Below are 19,865 nucleotides of genomic sequence, written 5' to 3'. Positions count from 1 at the left end.
ATGGTGCGTCCTTCGAGGCTTGCTGCGCTCGCACCTCAGGATGAGGGAGGTTGGTTTATCGAACCCACTCTCGTCGGGCTCAATGCACTACGGTCCTCATCCTGAGGTGCGAGCGCAGCAAGCCTCGAAGGACGCACTACCAGGCATCAGAAGCCTTCCGTGCAACTCAACGATGATACCGCGTCCAATGATGATGCCGGTGCTATCCTTCGCTTTCGCTTTTCGCTAAGTTCAGGAAAAACGAAAGGGGAGGGAAGCGATGTACCTGCCGCCGCGCCACGCCGAGATCATCCAGATGGCCAAGGATAATGGCCGGGTGCTTGTCGACGACCTTGCGAGCCATTTCGGCGTGACGCCACAGACCATCCGCAAGGACCTCAACGACCTCTGCGACCAACGCATGCTGACGCGCGTGCATGGCGGTGCGCTGTTCCCGTCTGGCATCGAGAACATGCAATACGAGGCGCGCCGCAAGATCGCCGCCGACGAGAAGGACGCCATCGGCCGCGCCGCCGCCCGCCTCATCCCCGACAGCGCGTCGCTTTTCGTCAATATCGGCACCACAACCGAGGCCGTCTCGAACGCACTCCTGGACCATCAGGGTCTGATGGTCATCACCAACAACATCAATGTCGCCAACAGGATGCGCGTCTATCCCTCGCTCGAGGTGGTTATCGCCGGCGGCGTTGTTCGTGGCGCAGATGGCGGCATCGTCGGCGAGGCGGCGGTGGATTTCATCCGCCAGTTCAAGGTGGACTACGCGGTCATCGGTGCATCCGCCATCGATCATGATGGCGCACTTCTCGACTTCGATTTTCGCGAGGTGAAGGTCGCGCAGGCAATCATCGCCAATGCGCGCCATGTCATCCTTGTCGCGGACTCCACCAAGTTCGAGCGTACGGCGCCCGTGCGGATCGGCCATCTCAGCCAGGTCGACACCTTCATCACCGATACCTGTTCGGTCGACGCGATACGCACCATTTGCCGCGATTCCGAAGTGGAACTCCTGGAGACGACCCGCGAGTAGTTGCGGCGACGTGCTTCGTTTGACATTCGTTCTGATTTCGAAATAATCGCATTTGAGTTTCGGTATTGCCGCTAACGTTTGTGACGGAACTCAATACCGCCGGGAGGGGACATGAGCGGGCATATTCTCGCGATCGATCAGGGCACCACGTCCAGCAGGGCGATCATATTCGGTCCCGACATGAAGGTCGTCGCGGTCGGCCAGAAGGAGTTCGCCCAGCATTATCCAGCGTCGGGATGGGTCGAGCACGATCCGGAGGAGATCTGGTCGACGGTCGTCTGGTCGGTAAAGACGGCGCTGAAGAAGGCGAAGCTCACCGCTGCCGATGTCGCCGCCATCGGCATCACCAACCAGCGCGAGACGGTCGTCGTTTGGGATCGCCAGACCGGCGCAGCGATCCACAACGCCATCGTGTGGCAGGACAGGCGCACCGCCGGCCTCTGCGCGAAGCTCAAGAAACAGGGGCACGAGCCGGTATTCGCGCGCAAGACCGGCCTGCTGCTCGACCCTTATTTCTCCGGCACCAAGATCGCCTGGCTCTTAGGCAAGGTGAAGGGTGCGCGCCGCCGCGCGGCCAAGGGCGAGCTTCTGGCCGGCACCATCGATTCCTTCCTGATCTGGCGGCTGACTGGCGGCAAGGCACATGTCACAGACGCCACAAATGCCTCGCGTACGCTCGTCTACAATATCGAGAAAAACGAATGGGATGCCGAGTTGCTGAAGCTGCTCGATATTCCCGCAGCCATGCTGCCGCAGGTCAAGGACTGCGCCGACGATTTCGGCGTCACCGACAAGAAACTGTTCGGCGCGGAGATTCCGATTCTCGGCGTTGCCGGCGACCAGCAGGCGGCCACCATCGGCCAGGCCTGCTTCGAGCCTGGCATGCTGAAATCGACCTATGGCACGGGTTGCTTCGCCCTGCTCAACACCGGCGACAAGCTGGTGCGTTCGCGGAACCGGCTGCTCTCCACCATCGCCTATCGGCTCGACGGCAAGACGACCTATGCGCTGGAAGGCTCGATCTTCATCGCGGGCGCTGCCGTCCAGTGGTTGCGCGACGGTATCAAGGTGATCGGCAAGGCCGAGCAAAGCGGTGTGCTTGCGGCCGAAGCCGACGAGACCCAGTCGGTCTATCTTGTGCCTGCCTTCGTCGGCCTCGGCGCGCCCCATTGGGACGCCGACGCGCGCGGCGCGATCTTCGGTCTCACGCGCAATTCTGGCCCGGCCGAATTCGCGCGCGCCGCGCTCGAATCCGTTGCCTACCAGACACACGACCTGCTGACGGCGATGCGCAAGGACTGGAAGGGCGGCGCCAACGCCGACACCGTGCTGCGGGTCGATGGCGGCATGGTCGCCTCGGACTGGACCATGCAGCGCCTGGCCGATCTGCTCGACGCGCCAGTCGACCGCCCCACGATCCTTGAGACGACCGCCTTGGGCGCGGCCTGGCTTGCCGGCCAGCGCGCGGGCGTTTGGCCGAAGGCCGCCGAGTTCGCCAAGTCCTGGTCGCTCGACCGGCGTTTCAGGCCGTCGATGGACGCCGCGACCCGCAAGGCCAAGCTTGCCGGCTGGACGGATGCCGTACGGCGCACACTATCGAGCTGATCCTTGGCCTCATCGTTCAATCGGGCGCTTTCCTTTCTGCCATCTCCGTGTTACCAGCCACCGCCATCCTGAAAGGGAGAAAACGAGTCGCCGCCAGCCTTCGGGCCAGGGCGCTCCTCCCGCGCACCCGAACGTCGAAGGATCGGCAATGGCAAGAATCATCGAGACCGCAACCGGCGCGCTGGCGCTTACCTTCGACGACGTGCTGCTTCAGCCCGGCCATTCGGAGGTGATGCCTGGGCAGACCGACGTTTCCACCACGATCGCGCGCGACATCGAGCTGAATATCCCGATCCTGTCGGCAGCGATGGACACCGTCACCGATGCGCGGCTGGCGATAGCCATGGCACAGGCGGGTGGCATCGGGGTCGTTCACCGCAACTTCTCGCCCGAGGAGCAGGCCGAGCAGGTGCGCCAGGTCAAGAAGTTCGAGAGCGGCATGGTCGTCAACCCGCTCACCATCGGCCCTGACGCCACGCTGGGCGATGCGCAGGCTTTGATGCGCACCCACGGCATCTCCGGCATTCCTGTCGTGGAAAACGGAGGCACCGGCGGTCACACCACGGGCAAGTTGATCGGCATTCTCACCAACCGCGACGTTCGCTTCGCCTCCGACCCGGCGCAGAAGGTCCGCGAATTGATGACGAAGGAGCGGCTCGTCACCGTGCGCGAGAGCGTCGAGCAGGAAGAAGCCAAGCGTCTCCTGCACCACCACCGCATCGAGAAGCTGCTGGTCGTGGACGGGGAGGGCCGCTGCGTCGGCCTCATCACCGTCAAGGATATCGAGAAGTCGCAGCTCAATCCGCATGCGGCGAAAGACGCGCAGGGCCGGCTGCGCGTGGCGGCCGCCACCAGTGTCGGCGACGACGGGTTCGAGCGCGCCGAACGCCTGATCGATGCCGGTGTCGACCTCCTGGTCATCGACACGGCCCACGGCCACTCGCAGCGCGTGCTCGATGCCGTTGCGCGGGCGAAGAAGCTGTCCAATTCGGTGCGCATCATCGCCGGCAATGTCGCCACTGCCGACGGCACCATGGCGCTGGTCGATGCCGGCGCGGATGGCGTCAAGGTCGGCATCGGCCCCGGTTCGATCTGCACCACGCGTATCGTAGCGGGCGTTGGCGTGCCGCAGCTTTCGGCCATCATGTCGGCGGTGGAGGCCGCAGACCGGGCGGGCGTCGGCATCATCGCCGACGGCGGCATCAAGTTCTCCGGCGATCTTGCCAAGGCGCTTGCCGCAGGTGCATCGGCCGCCATGGTCGGCTCCTTGCTGGCCGGCACGGACGAGAGCCCCGGCGAGGTCTATCTGCACCAGGGCCGCTCCTTCAAGGCTTATCGCGGCATGGGTTCCGTCGGCGCGATGGCGCGCGGCTCCGCTGACCGCTACTTCCAGGCGGAGGTGCGCGATACGCTCAAGCTGGTGCCGGAAGGCATCGAGGGGCAGGTGCCATACAAGGGGCCGGTCGGCGGCGTGCTGCATCAGCTCGTCGGGGGCCTGAAGGCTGCGATGGGTTATGTCGGCGCTGCGAACCTCACCGAATTGCGCGACCGCGCGACCTTTGTGCGCATCTCCAATGCGGGCCTGCGCGAGAGCCACACGCACGACGTGACCATCACCCGCGAAAGCCCGAACTACCCGGGCGGCATGTAGGGCCGCTTATGGGGTGCGTCCTTCGAGGCTCGCTGCGCGCGCACCTCAGGATCAGGGAGGTGGTTTGATCAAACCCGCTTAAAGTGAGCTCGATACAAGCCAACGGAACGGTCCTCGAGCCCACAAGCCTGCAGGAGCGATGTACAGTACTCCTCATCCTGAGGTGCGACCCTGAGCTCGTCGAAGGGGAGCCTCGAAGGACGCACGATCGACTTGAAGTCGCATAGCCTGTTTTTCCCCGTCCAATCAGCACCGTCGCAGAGGAAGCAAACATGAACCAGACTGCAATCTTCTGGCCGATGATCGCCCATGCGGCGCTGGTCTTCGCGATCTATGTCCTGCTCGGCCTGCGTCGCCGGCAGGCGGTTATGACCGGCAACGCCAAGGTCTCGCAATTCAGGGAAAATCGCGACGAACCGGCCGAGAGCCTGTTCGTGCGCAATGCGCTGGAAAACCAGTTCGAGCTGCCGCTGCTCTTCTACGCCGTCTGCCTCGCGCTGCAGGCGAGCGGCGCTGTCGGCGCACTCACTTTGGGGCTCGCATGGGTGTTTGCGGTGTCACGCTATGTGCACACCTTCATCCACGTCACGTCCAACCGCATCCGCTACCGTCAGCCCGCCTTCACTGTTGGCTTCCTGGCGCTCATCGCCTTGTGGGTGCTGCTCGCCGTCGATCTGCTGAGCGCGGGCTGAGGCGGGCGCAAGCCCGCGGACGATTTCGGCCAGTGCCCGGCATTCGCCCTGCCGGCTCGAGTTGCGCCGCCAGGCAAAACCCAGCATCCGCGCCGGCATCGGCTCGGCGAAGGGCACAACCCTGAGTTCGGGCATCGCTTCGCTGGCCGCGCGCGCCATCTCCGGGATCAATGTCACGCCCTGGCCGTGCGCAACCATCTGCAGCAGCGTGGTCAGGCTGGTCGCGCCGTAGTTGGCCATGGCGGCCGGCCGCACCGAGCCGCAGACCGCCAGCGCCTGGTCGCGCATGCAGTGGCCTTCCTCCAGCAGCATCAGTCGCTCGAGCGCCGGACTTTCGGGCGGCACCGGCGGCGATATGAAGCCCGGATCAGCCTTCGGCACGGCAAGAAAGAAGCGGTCCTCGAAGAGCGGCTCCACGCTCACGCCCGCATGGTCGAGCGGCAGCGCTGCGATCATGCCATCGAGCCGGCCAGCTACCGTCTCCTCTGTAAGTGTCGCCGTCACCGCCTCGCGCAGTTCCACGGCCAGTGCTGGAAACCGCTTGCGCAGCTCCGGCAGAAGCGCCGGGAGGAGATAGGGCGCGACAGTGGGAATGACGCCCAGCCGAAATCGACCTTCCATCGACGCTCGACCTCGCCTCGCCGTCGCTTCGATTTCCCTTGTCTCGGCAAGCACCCAATCTATCCGCGGTTTCAGAGCTCGCGCTTCCTCCGTCAGGTGCACGGTCTTGCCGCCACGGTCGAACAGCCGACGGCCAAGCCGCTCTTCCATTTCCGCAATCTGAGAGGAAAGGGCGGGCTGCGTCACGCCGGCAAGTTCGGCAGCACGGCCGAAATGCAGCGTTTCAGCCAGCGCCTCGAAATATTCCATCTGTCGGAGCGTCAATCTGATCATAATCACAGATTATCGAAACGAATAGGAAATGCAATTTGTCCCTATCGGCGCGCCGGGGTAGTTTGGAATAATTCCAGACTCGGAAGCCGGCAAACCTGCCATAGGCGGGATGCGGCAGCCTTGGCTGGAAACCGGCATATTTTACACATGCCCCGCCGCGCTCGTCGCACCCGGGACAATGAGCAAGCGCCTAACGATCGGAGATGAAGATGGACAAGAAGGTTGACGACAGCGCGGGTAAATGCCCGTTCAGCGGAGGCGCGCGCGGACACAGGAACCGTGACTGGTGGCCGGAACAGCTCGATCTCGACGGCCTGCACCGCAATTCCGATCTGTCGGATCCGATGGACCCGGACTTCGACTATGCCGAAGAGTTCAAGTCACTCGACCTTGATGCGGTGAAGCAGGACCTTCACGCGCTGATGACCGATTCGCAGGACTGGTGGCCGGCGGACTTTGGCCACTATGGCGGCCTGTTCATCCGCATGGCCTGGCACAGCGCCGGCACCTACCGCATCACTGACGGCCGTGGCGGCGCGGGTGCGGGCCAGCAGCGCTTCGCTCCGCTGAATTCCTGGCCGGACAACGCAAACCTCGACAAGGCGCGCCGGCTGCTGTGGCCGATCAAGCAGAAATACGGTCGCAAGATTTCCTGGGCCGACCTGATGATCCTCACCGGCAATGTCGCGCTGGAATCGATGGGCTTCAAGACCTTCGGCTTCGCCGGCGGCCGTGCCGACGTGTGGGAGCCGGAGGAGCTTTACTGGGGCCCGGAGGGCACCTGGCTCGGCGACGAGCGCTACAGCGGCGAGCGTCAGCTCCAGGAGCCGCTCGGCGCGGTCCAGATGGGTCTCATCTACGTCAATCCGGAAGGCCCGAACGGCAACCCCGATCCCGTCGCTGCAGCCCGCGACATCCGCGAGACATTCGCGCGCATGGCGATGAACGACGAGGAAACCGTCGCGCTGATCGCTGGCGGCCATTCCTTCGGCAAGACCCACGGCGCGGGTGATCCGTCGCTTATAGGCGCTGACCCCGAGGGTGCGGATATCGAGGATCAGGGGCTCGGCTGGAAAAGCGGCCATGGCACAGGCATCGGCGCCGATACGATCACCGGCGGACCCGAGGTCACCTGGACTCAGACACCGACGCAGTGGAGCAATCTCTTCTTCGAGAACCTGTTCAACTTCGAATGGGAGCTGACTGCGAGCCCGGCCGGTGCCAAGCAGTGGAAGGCCAAGAACGCGGAGCCGTCGATCCCGGACGCCTACGATCCGTCGCGCAAGCACCTGCCGACGATGCTGACGACCGACCTGTCGCTGCGCTTCGACCCGGAATACGAGAAGATCTCGCGCCGTTTCCTGGAAAACCCGGACCAGTTCGCCGACGCTTTCGCCCGCGCCTGGTTCAAGCTGACCCACCGCGACATGGGCCCCAAGGTCCGTTACCTCGGCCCTGAGGTTCCGGCCGAAGACCTGATCTGGCAGGACGTCATTCCCGCGGTCGATCATCCTCTGGTCAACGAGCAGGACATCGCCGCCCTCAAGGCAAAGGTGCTTGCTTCCGGCCTTTCGGTCTCCGAACTCGTCTCCACCGCCTGGGCCTCGGCGTCCACTTTCCGCCGCTCCGACAAGCGCGGCGGCGCCAACGGCGCGCGTATCCGGCTTGCTCCGCAGAAGGACTGGGAGGTTAACCAGCCCGAACAGCTCGCCAGGGTTCTGTCGAAGCTCGAAGCGATCCAGGCCGAGTTCAATGGCGCACAGTCAGGCGGCAAGAAGGTATCGCTCGCCGATCTGATCGTGCTCGCCGGCGGCGCCGCCATCGAGAAGGCGGCCAAGGACGGCGGCTATGACGTCGCCGTGCCGTTCACGCCAGGCCGCGCCGACGCCTCGCAGGAGCAGACCGACGTGCAGTCCTTCGCGGCGCTCGAACCGCGTGCCGATGGCTTCCGCAACTATCTGAGCGGCCGCCAGTTCATGGCCCCGGAAGAGTCGCTGGTGGACAAGGCGCAGCTTCTCACACTGACCGCGCCGGAGATGACGGTTCTGCTGGGCGGTCTGCGCGTGCTCGGTGCCAATGCCGGCAACTCGGATCACGGCGTGCTGACTGACAGGGCCGGCGTTCTGACGAACGACTTCTTCGTCAACCTGCTGACCATGGACACGCAGTGGAAGGCGCTGTCGGATGGCACTTACGAAGGCCGCGATCGCAAGAGCGATGCCCTAAAGTGGCGCGCGACTCGCGTAGACCTGATCTTCGGCTCGCATTCACAGCTTCGCGCGCTGGCCGAGGTCTATGCCTGCGCGGATTCGCAGGTGAAGTTCGTGAAGGACTTCGTCGCTGCCTGGGTGAAGGTGATGAACGCGGATCGCTTTGACATCGCCTAAAAGCGTGACTGAACAAGAGCTAGCGGGCGCGGAGAAATCCGCGCCCGCTTTCGTTTGCGTATAAGGTTCATCTTGCCTTCATCCCGTCCCTGCTAGCCAAGAAGCAAGAATTCATTAACCATAACGCCATATCGATCTTGGCGAACAATTGCTTTGGGGGACGTCATGACCATTTCACGCCGCGGTTTCATTGCGGGCCTGCCGCTTCTTTTCGCCGGTTGCGCTGTCACCGAATACCGATCCGACCAGCTCAACTACGCCGCGGTCCCGCATGATCGCTTCCCGCTGGCGGCCCTTTCGCCGGAAAAGATAAAGCCGGAGCTGCGCCGCCGCGAAGTGGCGTATGACGGCAACTACAAGGCGGGAACTGTGGTTGTGGATACGCCGGCCCGCCGCCTCTACTACGTGATGGGTGATGGTCGCGCGATGCGCTATGGCATCGGTGTCGGCCGGGCAGGGCTGGCCTTGCGCGGCGATGCCACCGTCGGCCGCAAGGGCGAGTGGCCGAGCTGGACGCCTACCGACAACATGATCCGCCGCGACCCCCGCAACCGGCGCTATGCCGGTGGCCTGCCGGGCGGGCTGAGCAATCCGCTGGGTGCCAGAGCGCTCTACCTCTATCGCGGCGGCCGCGACACGATGTTCCGCATCCATGGTACTAACCAGCCGAACTCGATCGGGCAGGCAGTCTCGAGCGGCTGTGTCCGCATGCTCAACCATGACGTGGTCGATCTCTACGAGCGGGTGCCTGTCGGCGCCCGCGTGGTCGTCATTCAGGCCTGATCGGCAGGCAGCGAGGCGAGGGGGATGTCCGCAGGGCTCTCAGAATGATCCAGCATTCCACGCGCGAGCGGCTCGTCGCCATGCCCATGGCGGCGCTCGCCGGCTTCGTGGATGCGGTCGCCTTTCTCCACCTCGGGGGCTATTTCGTTTCCTTCATGACCGGCAACACGACGCGACTTGGCGCGTCGATTGCCGAGGCCAACGGCCGGATGTGGCTGCCGGCCCTGCTCATCGTCCTATTCGTCTCCGGCGTTGTCGCGGGAACGCTGGTAAGGCAGGCGGCGGTGTCGCGCGGCCAAGGCTGGGTCATGGCTCTGGTCACCGCAATGCTGGCCTTGGCCGGTCTGGCTTCCATTGCCGGATTCCCATGGCTTGCGATGGGCGCGCTGGCAGTCGCGATGGGCGCCGAGAACGCAGTGTTCGAGCGTAATGGCGAGGTCAGCATCGGTGTCACCTACATGACAGGCACGTTGGTCAAGATGGGGCAGCGCATAGCCTCCGCATTGCGGGGTGGCAGCCGCACGGCATGGGCCTGGCATGGCCTTTTGTGGCTGGGGCTCGCTCTTGGCGCAGTGATGGGAGCAGGCGCTTTCCTCGCACTCGGCCTTGGCGCGATCTGGATCGCCGTAGCCATCTCCGTGACGATCACGGTGTTCTTCTTTCTCCTCGATCCGGCCAACGAGACCGCCTGAAGCGGTTTCTATCCGTGGTCGGTTGCCGCCGGCGCTCGAAGCGTCTAACAGCCGGACGACGGGTCAACCGAAGCGGGAACACCGAAAATGCGTTTAGGCGGCAGGCTGGCGGCAGCCATCGAAATTCTTGACGACATGGAACGACGGCACCGCCCCGCAGCCGAAGCGCTCAAGGATTGGGGGCTTTCCCACCGCTTTGCCGGTGCCGGCGACCGCGCGGCCATCGGCAACATCGTCTATGACGCACTGCGGCGCAGGCGATCGGCGGGCTGGCTGTTCGATGCCGATACCTCGCGCGCGCTCGCCTTCGGCGCGCTGGCGCTGGAGTGGGCTATGGATGGTGCTGCGATCAACAGCGCTCTTGACGGCGACCGCTTCGCGCCGGCGATGCTCGACGGCGCGGAACTGGCTGCACTTTCCTCACGCTCGCTCGATGACGCGCCGGATGCAGTGCGCGCCGACTGCCCCGACTGGTGCGTGCCGCTGGTGACCGACGCCTTCGGTGACGATTGGGTGCAAGAGCTGGCGGCGCTGGCCGCGCGCCCGCCGCTGGACCTGCGCGTCAACACGCTTGCGGCTACACGCGACAAGGTCCTGAGCGAACTCAAGGGCACTGGCGCCGCGCCATGCCTGCTGGCGGCCGACGGCATCCGCATCCCGCCCATCGATGGCGCAGGCCGGCACCCGAACGTGCAGGCCGAACCCGCATTCCGCAAAGGCTGGTTCGAGGTTCAGGACGAAGGTTCGCAGATCGTTGCCGAGCTTGCCGGTGCGGAAGCAGGAATGCAGGTGCTGGACTATTGTGCCGGCGCCGGCGGCAAGACGCTGGCTCTGTCGGCGGCGATGGACAATCGCGGCCAGATCTTCGCCCATGACTCCGAGAAGCAGCGTTTGGCCCCGATCTTCGATCGGCTCCGCCGCGCCGGTGCCCGAAACGTCCAGGCTGTCGCCGATGCCTCAGGGCTTGGACCGCTGGCTGGCCAGATGGACCTCGTCCTGGTCGACGCGCCTTGCACTGGCAGCGGGACCTGGCGGCGGCGGCCGGATGCGAAATGGCGGCTCACCGAGCGCCAGCTCGATGTGCGGCTGCGCGAGCAGGCGGATATACTCGAGAAGGCCAGCGCCTTCGTGAAGCCCGGCGGTCGGCTCGCCTATATCACCTGTTCGATCTTCGCGCGCGAAAACCAGCGGCAGGTGGAGGCATTTCTCGCTGGAAACGCGGATTTTTCGCTCGTCGAACCCGTACCACTATGGCGCGCCCGGTTTGCAAAGGCTGCGGATCGCGCGCGCCTCGGCGACGGCGGCATCGTTCTAACCCCAGCCAACACGGGAACCGACGGGTTCTTCTTTGCCGCACTTCAGCGGCGCCCCGCCTGAGGCAGACACGGAACGCCAAGGCGACACCGCCGTTTACCCTTTGATGAAACATCGGGGGACGCCGCTTATGTCGCGTATCGTCACGCTTGTTCTGTTTCTTGTCCTTGTCGTCGGCGGCGGAGTGCTGATTGGAACGGCAACCGTCCCGGGTGAATGGTACGAGGCTCTGGCCAAACCGGCCTTCAATCCGCCCAACTGGATTTTCGCACCGGTCTGGACCATCCTCTATGTGATGATCGCCGTAGCGGGCTGGCGTGTATGGACCCGGACCCACACCGCAGGAGCTATGGCCATCTGGTGGCTGCAGCTTGGTCTCAACTTCCTCTGGTCGCCCGTCTTTTTCACGCAAAAAGCGATAGGTCCGGCCTTTGTTATCATCCTCGCATTGCTGGTGAGCATCCTCGCCTTTATCTCGGTTACAAGACGGCGGGACCGGGTGGCTGCATTGATGTTTGTTCCTTACGCGGCATGGGTCGCATTTGCTGCACTACTCAACGGCTCGATTCTGGTTCTCAACTAACCTCTGCTGCGCTGCACAAATTGCACGTTGCCTGCACGATGCCGCTTTGCGATAAGCGAAGCCGGCGAAGCTGAGGGAGAGATGCATGTCGGTTCGTTTCGAGCCTTCCGGTGATTTCGAGGGCCGCGTGCGCGCGAGTTTCGCGCGCCAGCAGATAATGACCACCATCGGCGCCGAGCTCACGCGGGTGAACGCCGGCGAGGTCGAGATCGAAATGGGTTACCGCCCGGAGTTGACCCAGCAGCATGGCTTTCTGCATGCCGGCATCATCTCCACCGCGCTGGATTCCGCCTGTGGATATGCCGCCTATTCGGTGATGCCGGAAAACGCGGCCGTGCTTACCATCGAGTTCAAGGTCAATCTTCTCTCGCCGGGCAAGGGCGAGCGCTTCCTGTTCCGCGGCTCCGTCACGAAGCCCGGCCGCACGATCATCGTCGCCGATGGCCAAGCCTATGCCTATGACGGGGACGGCAACGCACGTCTCGTTGCCACTATGACGGCGACGATCATGGTTGTGAGCGGTCGCGATGGCATCGAAGGCTGAACCTGCGCTGACGCCGCTTGCCGGCCGTCGCATTCTCTTCGTGATGGCGGCGCAGCCAGAATACGGGCAGCATCTCAAGGTTCGCTTTTCCCCGCTGATGACCGGCGTCGGGCCGGTTGAAGCGGCGGTGGCGCTCTCTGCCGCGCTCGCCCGGCTCGAGATCGCAGGCAACTTGCCCGATCTGGTTGTCTCGCTTGGTTCGGCCGGTAGCCGCACGCTTGAGCAGACCGGCGTCTATCAGGTTTCCTCGGTGTCCTACCGCGACATGGACGCGTCGCCGCTGGGGTTCCCCAGGGGCGAAACGCCGTTCCTTGATCTTTCGCGCGTCGTCGACCTCCCGCTTTCCGTGCCGGGTGTTCCTTCGGCCAGCCTTTCGACCGGCGCAAATATCGTCTCGGGGCCTGCCTATGACACGATCGATGCCGACATGGTGGACATGGAGACCTTCGCTGTTTTACGCGCCTGTCAGGCATTCGACGTGCCGTTAATCGGTTTGCGCGGAATCTCCGACGGGGCGGCCGAGTTGCGCCACGTTGCCGACTGGACCGAATATCTGCACGTGATCGACGAGAAGCTCGCGCAGGCGGTGGACCGTTTGGAGGCGGCTCTGGCCGAGGGGAAGGTCCGGCTCTAGCGCTGGCATTGCCAATGAGGGAGGTGGCCCGCGCAGCGTGTGCCGCGCGGACCGTTGGCGTCAGCTCAGGAAGTCGAGCAGGACTGTGTCGAACAGCTCAGCTTCCTCCAGTTGCGGCGTGTGGGCGCTGCGTTCGAACAGCGCCAGTCTCGGCGTGTTGCCCTCCGGCAGCAGCGGTAGCCACGTCTCTGTCGGCGCCACAAGGTGGTCGTGGCGTCCCATGCAGATCAGCAGCGGCTGTACGATTTCCGCTAGCACGTCGCGCGTCGGATAGGTGGCAAAGACCTCACCCCACAAGCGGTCGAAGACAGGCATGTTGACCCTGACGCCTTCCCACAGCATGGCAGCATCGTAGACCGGATCGAACCAGCTTCGCGCGCCCAGCCCCAGGCACATCCAGATGAAGCGACGTTCGGGGTCAGTGCGGATGCGCTTCTCCATCACGGCCAGATCGGCCTCCAGCCGCGCCTTGCGCTCTGGGGCCGCGAGAGCCTCCCATATCTGCGCGCCCGTTTGCATGTGAGCCTCCGCGTGGCTCGGTCCGGTGCCGACGAGAACGGTCCGACGAACCCGTTCCGGAAAACGTCGCGCGAATTCCAGCGCCATATAGCCATGGCCGGAATGGCCGAGCACATCGACTTCGCCCAAATCGAGCACGTCGCACATCGCCGCCACATCGTCGACGATGGTCTCCAGTTCGCAATCGCGCGCTTCAAGCGGGCGCTGCGCCTCCGCGAAGCCGCGGTGATCGATGAAGACGAGCCGCCGCTTCTGGCGAAGCTGTGTCGATAAAGTGCGCGGATAGAAGACATGGCTGCCGATGACCAGAAGCGTCGGTCCTTCCCCCTCTATCGTATAGCCGAAGGAGAAGCCGTCGCGCGGGACCGCGCCACGCACCGCCAGGGTGTTCGTGGATTGAGACATAAAAACATATTCGCAAGGTACTTCGCCCTTGCGCTCCATTATCGTGAATGCAGAAAGCGGCCCTGCCATCTCAGGCGGGCCGGCGAATGGTCTGCGAGCTTCGCTAACGGATCAGTTTCATTGTCGTCTCGATCATAGTCGGTGCGGTTGATACATGCCCGCCGCGGTTGGCACAAGGCCGCCGGCTGTTCGAGGTCAGGCGGCCTTGCTGGTTGCCGGATAAGCGCCTTTATGTTGCCCGCGCCGATGTTCCACCTTGGCGAGAAGCGTCAGGCTTGCCGTCAGGAGCAGCGCCGCGTTGGCGGGATGCAGCGAGAGCGGCAGCGGTGCGCCGGTGGCTGCCAGCGAGACTTGCGCGATGTAAAGCGCGAAGACCAGGCCGGCCCACCAACCAAAGCCGCGCAGGCGTCTGACGAAAAGCGCGCCTAGGAACAAGCCCATCGCCGGCAGCGTCAGCGTGAAACCCATCGAAGCATGCAGCCCGATCAGGTCCGGGTTTAGGAAGAGGCCAAGCCCGGCGCTAGTGAATTGGGCAAACAGGCCAAGCGGCATCAGCCATGCCAGCACCGTGAACCACGTAGGTGTTGCAGGATGCAGATCGGCGAACGCGTCGTGGGTGTTGTCCATCATCGTATCCGTTCTTGCTTGGCGGTCTTTAGGCCGACGCCTGGCGCAAAAGGGGCAATGGGGTGTCCGCAATGCAGCCCATCTCGATCAGCGTCGCCCGCATCGCTTCGTCCAGCGGCGTGCGCGGCTCGGAACCGATGAGTTCTACCAAACGGGTGTTGTCGAACCGCATCGGGTGCTGCCACACAGGTGCGATCTCTGCTGCCTCACGCGGGAAGCTGGCGAACGGTGCCAGAAGCCGCATCGCCCACCATGGAAAGCCGTAGACGGGAACCTTGCGGCCACAGACGCGGCGGATCGCGTCCACCATGCGCATGCCGGTGTCGTCGTAGAGGCCCTCGAACTGGACACGCTCGAACGGACGAAGACGTTCCGGCCTGTCGAGCAGACGCGCGAAGGTCTCGGCCAGGTCGGGCAGGTAGGCCCAACTATGCCCGCTACCACGCGCCGGATTGACGATGCGGCGAACGGGCTTTCCTTGCGCAACCATCGCCTGCGCGAACCAGCTCGAGCGGGCGCCCGGACCGAAGAAGTCGCCCGCTCGCAGGATCAGCGATTGCACCTCGGGCGCGGCTTGTTCCAGCCGCTGCTCCAGGGCGACGCGGATCGCACCTTTACGACCTGTCGGGTTCTGCGGCGTGCCGGCCTCGACCACAGGCGTCTTCGCGGGATCGTAGTTGTAGACCGTGCCCGGCAGCACGACACGGGCACCGACTGCTCTTGCGGCCGCGATCGTATTGTCGATCATCGGCAGGACGAACTTGTCCCAGTTCATGTAGTTGGGCGGGTTTACGGCATGGACGATCACGGCCGCACCTTCGGCTGCACGCATCACGTCTGCGCGCTGCATGGCGTCGCCCTGTACCCATTCTATATGACCCTGGCTGCGAAGGCTCGTCACGTCGCGGGCCATGCCGCGCACTTGCCAGCCATGGCGCGCAAGTGCAGCGGCGACACTGCCGCCTACGCCACCGGTCGCGCCAAGCACGAGTGCTGTTTTCGTCGTTTCCATCGGTCCAGCTCCTGATGTCCAACATTGCGATGGAAGGAAAGTGGCGCATGCGGGCATGAAAAGGAATTGCAAACGATCCAACATTGGTCTGTAATATATTTATGAGCGATATGGTTGGCTGGGACGATCAGCGCATCTTTCTCGCGGTCCTTGAGGAGGGCAGCCTTTCGGCTGCGGCGCGGCGACTCGGCCTGTCGCATCCAACCGTGCGCAGCCGTATAGAGACGCTGGAACAGCAGCTCGGCACCGTGCTGTTTACACGGTCCGTCAACGGCTTGACCCCGACCGAGACAGCCGAGGCGCTGCGAGAGCCCGCGCGCGCCATGGCCATGGCATCGGAGTTCTTCGTCAGGCAGGCATCCGCCTCAGGTGGTGAGGCTTCAGGAACGGTGCGCATCAGCGTGCCGGATTTCATGGGCATCGAGGTGATCCCGGCCATGCTCGCGCGCTTGCGCGAGGCGCATCCGGCCATCCGCATCGAGCTGTCGCTGAGCAATCTGCCGGCCGATCTGCTTGCTCAGGAGGTCGATGTTGCCGTCAGAACCGTCGCCCCGAAGCAGGACGCTCTGGTGGCGCGCAAGGTCGCGGCTATACCGCTGGGGTTCTTCGCCTCACCGTCCTATGTCGAGCGCCGCGCCGCCCGACCAGCCTCGTTGAACTGGCCGAGCATGACGTGATCGGCCCGGACCGCAATCGCAGCGACCTGGCGATGGTCGAAAGGCTCGGCGGCCTTGCGCGAGACCGCCTTGTTCTGCGCACCGACAGCCACCCCGCTCATGTGGCCGCCGCCCGCGCCGGCGTGGGCATAGCGGTGGCGCAGGTGCCAGTAGGCGAGCGCGATCCCAACCTCGTGCGCGTCCTGCCCGACCTCGACGTCATGGTGCTGGAAACCTGGATCGTGACCCACGAAAACCTCGCCCGCGTTCCGCGCGTTCGGGCTGTCTTCGATTCCCTGGTCGAGTCTTTCCGGGAAATGTCCCGATCGGTCTGACGAGGAGGCGGCATGCGGTCGACCGGCCCCCATTGCGCCGACTCGCTTCTTTCACTAAAGGCTCACCATGACCGAGACAGCCCATCCCGACACCGTCCTAATCATCGACTTCGGCAGCCAGGTGACGCAGCTTATAGCGCGTCGCGTGCGTGAGGCCGGCGTCTATTCCGAGATCGTGCCGTTCCAGTTGGCCGATGAGGCGTTCATCCGCCTTGCCCCGAAAGCGGTGATCCTTTCCGGCAGCCCTGCCTCCACTGTCGACATCGGTAGCCCGCGCGCTCCGCAGGCGATCTTCGAAGCCGGCATTCCGGTGCTCGGCATCTGCTATGGCGAGCAGACCATGTGCGCGCAGCTCGGTGGCAGGGTGGAAAGCGGCCACCATCGCGAATTCGGGCGCGCCTTCCTCGATATCGAGGACGAAAGCGCCCTGTTTGAAGGCGTCTGGGCCAAGGGGACGCGCCACCAGGTGTGGATGAGCCACGGCGACCGCGTGACTGCGCTGCCGGAAGGGTTCCGAGTCATCGGCACGTCCACCGGCGCGCCCTACGCCGCGATAGCCGACGAGAAGCGCCGCTTCTACGCCGTGCAGTTCCACCCCGAGGTTGTGCATACGCCCGACGGTGCGATGCTGCTTGCTAATTTCGTGCATCGCATCGCCGGCCTCAAGGGCGACTGGACCATGGCCGCGTATCGCGAGCAGGCCATTGCCGCGATCCGCTCGCAGGTCGGAGATGGCCGGGTGATCTGCGCGCTGTCGGGCGGCGTCGACTCCTCCGTTGCAGCGGTTCTGATCCATGAGGCGATCGGCGAACGGCTGACCTGCATCTTCGTCGACCACGGCCTGATGCGAAAGGACGAGGGCGAGCAGGTCGTCTCGATGTATCGCGAGCACTACAACATCCCGCTGGTCCATGTGCAGGCGCAGGACAGGTTCTTGGCCGCGCTCGACGGCGAGGCCGACCCGGAGAAGAAGCGCAAGACCATCGGCCGCCTCTTCATCGAGGTGTTCGAGGAAGAGGCGAAGAAGCTCGAGCGCGATGGCAAGCAGGCCGAATTCCTGGCGCAGGGCACGCTCTATCCGGATGTGATCGAGAGCGTGTCGTTCACCGGGGACCATCGGTACCGATCAAGTCGCACCACAACGTGGGCGGTCTGCCGGAACGCATGAACATGAAGCTGGTGGAGCCGCTGCGCGAACTCTTCAAGGACGAGGTGAGGGCACTCGGCCGCGAACTGGGGCTGCCCGACCACTTCATCGAGCGTCATCCCTTCCCCGGGCCGGGCCTCGCCATTCGTTGCCCCGGCGCGGTCACCCGTGAAAAGCTCGACATCCTGCGCGAAGCGGATGCGATCTATCTCGACGAGATCCGCAAGGCCGGGCTCTACAACGCGATATGGCAGGCCTTCGCCGTGCTTCTTCCGGTGCAGACGGTGGGCGTGATGGGCGACGGCCGCACCTACGAATATGTCTGCGCGCTTCGTGCGGTGACATCCGTCGACGGCATGACCGCCGACTTCTACCATTACGACATGGATTTCCTCGGCCGCGCCGCCACCCGCATCATCAACGAGGTCCGCGGCATCAACCGTGTCGTCTACGACGTCACCTCAAAGCCGCCCGGCACCATCGAGTGGGAATGATTTTTGCCCATCCGGCGGTATCCGAAACTGCGCCATAATGCGTCTTAATACACTGATAAACAATAAAAAATAGGTCAGCGTCTATCGGTGTCTATCGGTGCATAGAGATCCGGCTTGACGGACCGGGTGACGGGTCTCAGCCATATTGATCAGCTCCAAAATTCGAAGTACCGTCAGGGCATATGAGGCCCTTGACGGTACTTTTTTAGATTTAAACATCTGAAAAGACACTGATTTTTTTCGCCAAGGCACGCCCAAAACCGCATGACGGTACTTTTTGGAGGTGGCGCGGAAATGCTGACGGATGCTGCAATCAAGGCGCTCAAGCCGCAGAGCAAGATGTATAAGGTTTCGGATCGGGACGGCATGTACGTGCGTGTCATGCCTTCGGGAGCGGTCTCGTTTCGCCTCGACTATCGTCTGAACGGGCGCCGCGAGACCGTCTATCTCGGGAAATACGGGCGCGATGGGATCTCACTGGCCCGTGCTCGCGAACTCTGCATCGATGCAAGGAGGGCCGTCAGCGAAGGGCGGTCGCCTGCGATCGAGAAACAGCGCGAGAAGCGACGGATCAAGGAAGCCAAGAGCTTCAGCGAGTTCGGCGAGAAGTGGCTCGTGAGTGCGCCGATGGCCGACAGCACTCGAGCCATGAGACGCTCGATCTTCGAAAGGGAGCTGCTTCCGGTTTGGCGCAACCGGCTCCTCACGGAAATCACTCCGGATGACCTGCGTGCGCACTGCGGGAAGATCGTCGATCGCGGTGCGCCGGCGACTGCGATCCATGTGCGAGACATCCTCAAGCAAATCTACGGGTTCGCCATCCTCCATGGCGAGAAGGTCGCGAACCCGGCCGACGACGTCGGGCCGGCCTCGATCGCAACCTTCGTACCGAAGGATCGCTCGCTATCTCCCGCTGAAATCCGGATCATGCTCCGGCAGCTCGAGCACGTCGCGACTCTGCCGACGATCCGCTTGGGCATGAAGCTCTATCTGCTGACGATGGTGCGGAAAAGCGAGCTGCAGGATGCGGTCTGGGACGAGGTGGATTTCGAGAATGCGGTTTGGACCATTCCAAAGGAGCGCATGAAGCGATCGAAGGTGCACAATGTCTATCTGTCTCGACAGACCCTCGACATCATGATTGCGCTCAAGACCTGCGCGGGCAACTCACGATATCTGCTCCCGTCCAGGTACGACGCTGACGCGCCTATGTCGCGGGCGACGTTCAATCGCGTGACCTATGCGGTCGTCGAACAGGCCAAGAAGGAAGGCCTGCCACTGGAGCCTTTCACCGTTCATGACCTGCGGCGCACGGGTTCGACGCTGTTGAACGAGTTGGGTTTCAATAGCGACTGGATCGAGAAGTGCTTGGCGCACGAGGACGGACGGTCGTCGCGCGGCGTCTATAACAAGGCCGAGTATGAGGTTCAGCGGCGCCATATGATGCAGGAATGGTCGGACACCGTGGATGCCTGGGTGGAGGGGCGCAGACACATGCCCGTGCTCTTGCCGCCGGCTATGCCCCTGATGCAGCTCGATCCTTCCCTTTGACGGGCCGTGTCTTGCGCTTGGTGACGTCTGGATGCTGAGCTCGGCGAATCGGCGCAGCCCGGCGAGCCAGCAGCCACGCTTCGACTTCGGCCAGATCCCACACGATGCACCTGGGCGAAAGCGCAAAGCGTCGCGGGAATTCGCCGCGCTGCTCCATCTCATAGATCGTGCTGTCGGCCAGCGGGATCATCTCGCGCAATTGTTGACGCCGGATGGTTCGCCTGATCGGGATATTTGTGATCCTCGCCAAATCAAATCTCCTCATACTTCAAAGATGAGGACGATTGAAATCGATAGTGGTCGGAAGTGGGAA

General features: G+C 63.6%; 18 protein-coding genes and 2 pseudogenes. 15 read left to right on the top strand and 5 right to left on the bottom strand.

Annotated features, from left to right (window positions below; genetic code table 11):
• Positions 1 to 259 precede the first annotated feature (259 nt).
• The 4 genes from HK436_RS01430 to HK436_RS01415 all read left to right on the top strand — a co-directional run bounded on the left by HK436_RS01430 (position 260) and on the right by HK436_RS01415 (position 4,975).
• Positions 260 to 1,027: a DeoR/GlpR family DNA-binding transcription regulator gene (locus tag HK436_RS01430; RefSeq protein WP_173186774.1), complete on the top strand. Its 768-nt coding sequence runs from the start codon at positions 260 to 262 to the stop codon at positions 1,025 to 1,027.
• A 111-nt stretch (positions 1,028 to 1,138) separates the two neighbouring features.
• Complete coding sequence (gene glpK, locus HK436_RS01425; RefSeq protein WP_173186772.1) at positions 1,139 to 2,632, top strand: glycerol kinase GlpK; 1,494 nt, start codon at positions 1,139 to 1,141, stop codon at positions 2,630 to 2,632.
• Between the two features lie 148 nt (positions 2,633 to 2,780).
• Positions 2,781 to 4,283, top strand: coding sequence for an IMP dehydrogenase (guaB, locus tag HK436_RS01420; RefSeq protein ID WP_173186770.1), 1,503 nt, complete (start codon positions 2,781 to 2,783; stop codon positions 4,281 to 4,283).
• A gap of 272 nt (positions 4,284 to 4,555) precedes the next feature.
• Entirely contained in the window at positions 4,556 to 4,975 is a 420-nt protein-coding gene (locus HK436_RS01415) for an MAPEG family protein (protein WP_173186768.1), read from the top strand.
• On the opposite strand, the pseudogene HK436_RS01410 reads toward HK436_RS01415, so the two are convergent.
• Positions 4,976 to 5,869: pseudogene (locus HK436_RS01410) on the bottom strand (hydrogen peroxide-inducible genes activator); the annotation flags it as partial.
• Positions 5,870 to 6,078: 209 nt separating this feature from the next.
• Between HK436_RS01410 and katG the strand changes: the two are divergent.
• From katG to HK436_RS01375, 7 genes are all read left to right on the top strand, one after another.
• Positions 6,079 to 8,256, top strand: coding sequence for a catalase/peroxidase HPI (gene katG, locus HK436_RS01405; RefSeq protein ID WP_173186766.1), 2,178 nt, complete (start codon positions 6,079 to 6,081; stop codon positions 8,254 to 8,256).
• Positions 8,257 to 8,421: 165 nt separating this feature from the next.
• A complete protein-coding gene (locus tag HK436_RS01400) occupies positions 8,422 to 9,039 on the top strand; it encodes a L,D-transpeptidase (RefSeq protein ID WP_173186764.1) in 618 nt (205 codons plus the stop codon).
• 44 nt (positions 9,040 to 9,083) lie between these two features.
• Entirely contained in the window at positions 9,084 to 9,731 is a 648-nt protein-coding gene (locus HK436_RS01395; protein WP_173186762.1) for a YoaK family protein, read from the top strand.
• Positions 9,732 to 9,818: 87 nt separating this feature from the next.
• Positions 9,819 to 11,108 (top strand): RsmB/NOP family class I SAM-dependent RNA methyltransferase, encoded by a 1,290-nt coding sequence (locus tag HK436_RS01390; RefSeq protein ID WP_173186760.1) that lies wholly within the window; start codon positions 9,819 to 9,821, stop codon positions 11,106 to 11,108.
• A 67-nt stretch (positions 11,109 to 11,175) separates the two neighbouring features.
• Positions 11,176 to 11,628, top strand: a complete 453-nt coding sequence (locus HK436_RS01385) for a TspO/MBR family protein (protein WP_173186758.1) — start codon at positions 11,176 to 11,178, stop codon at positions 11,626 to 11,628.
• An 85-nt stretch (positions 11,629 to 11,713) separates the two neighbouring features.
• Positions 11,714 to 12,172 (top strand): PaaI family thioesterase, encoded by a 459-nt coding sequence (locus tag HK436_RS01380; protein ID WP_173186756.1) that lies wholly within the window; start codon positions 11,714 to 11,716, stop codon positions 12,170 to 12,172.
• On the top strand, positions 12,156 to 12,806 hold the full coding sequence (locus tag HK436_RS01375) for a 5'-methylthioadenosine/S-adenosylhomocysteine nucleosidase (RefSeq protein ID WP_173186754.1): 651 nt from the start codon (positions 12,156 to 12,158) through the stop codon (positions 12,804 to 12,806). Before HK436_RS01380 ends, HK436_RS01375 begins: the two co-directional genes overlap by 17 nt.
• A 60-nt stretch (positions 12,807 to 12,866) precedes the next feature.
• Here the strand turns inward: HK436_RS01375 and HK436_RS01370 are convergent, their stop codons facing one another.
• From HK436_RS01370 to HK436_RS01360, 3 genes are all read right to left on the bottom strand, one after another.
• Positions 12,867 to 13,730, bottom strand: a complete 864-nt coding sequence (locus HK436_RS01370) for an alpha/beta fold hydrolase (RefSeq protein WP_173186752.1) — start codon at positions 13,728 to 13,730, stop codon at positions 12,867 to 12,869.
• Positions 13,731 to 13,925: 195 nt separating this feature from the next.
• Positions 13,926 to 14,360: a DUF6220 domain-containing protein gene (locus tag HK436_RS01365; RefSeq protein ID WP_244648441.1), complete on the bottom strand. Its 435-nt coding sequence runs from the start codon at positions 14,358 to 14,360 to the stop codon at positions 13,926 to 13,928.
• A 25-nt stretch (positions 14,361 to 14,385) separates the two neighbouring features.
• Positions 14,386 to 15,369: an NAD-dependent epimerase/dehydratase family protein gene (locus HK436_RS01360; RefSeq protein WP_173186750.1), complete on the bottom strand. Its 984-nt coding sequence runs from the start codon at positions 15,367 to 15,369 to the stop codon at positions 14,386 to 14,388.
• A gap of 101 nt (positions 15,370 to 15,470) precedes the next feature.
• Here HK436_RS01360 and HK436_RS30945 point away from each other — a divergent pair, with 101 nt between their 5' ends.
• The 4 genes and pseudogenes from HK436_RS30945 (at position 15,471) to HK436_RS01345 (ending at position 19,552) form a co-directional block, all read left to right on the top strand.
• Positions 15,471 to 16,046, top strand: a complete 576-nt coding sequence (locus HK436_RS30945; protein ID WP_244648439.1) for a LysR family transcriptional regulator — start codon at positions 15,471 to 15,473, stop codon at positions 16,044 to 16,046.
• Positions 16,043 to 16,360 (top strand): LysR substrate-binding domain-containing protein, encoded by a 318-nt coding sequence (locus tag HK436_RS30940; RefSeq protein WP_312860453.1) that lies wholly within the window; start codon positions 16,043 to 16,045, stop codon positions 16,358 to 16,360. The genes HK436_RS30945 and HK436_RS30940 overlap by 4 nt, the downstream gene beginning before the upstream one ends.
• 67 nt (positions 16,361 to 16,427) lie before the next feature.
• Positions 16,428 to 18,001: pseudogene (gene guaA / locus HK436_RS01350) on the top strand (glutamine-hydrolyzing GMP synthase).
• A gap of 294 nt (positions 18,002 to 18,295) precedes the next feature.
• Entirely contained in the window at positions 18,296 to 19,552 is a 1,257-nt protein-coding gene (locus HK436_RS01345; protein ID WP_173186748.1) for a tyrosine-type recombinase/integrase, read from the top strand.
• On the opposite strand, the gene HK436_RS01340 is transcribed toward HK436_RS01345, so the two are convergent.
• Entirely contained in the window at positions 19,518 to 19,817 is a 300-nt protein-coding gene (locus HK436_RS01340; RefSeq protein ID WP_173186746.1) for a helix-turn-helix transcriptional regulator, read from the bottom strand. The genes HK436_RS01345 and HK436_RS01340 overlap by 35 nt on opposite strands.
• Positions 19,818 to 19,865 lie beyond the last annotated feature (48 nt).

The organism is Neoaquamicrobium sediminum (assembly GCF_013240295.1).
GTDB lineage: Bacteria > Pseudomonadota > Alphaproteobacteria > Rhizobiales > Rhizobiaceae > Aerobium > Aerobium sediminum.
The sequence above is the reverse complement of the archived record's forward strand: the minus strand, read 5'-3'. Positions and strand labels throughout refer to the sequence as shown.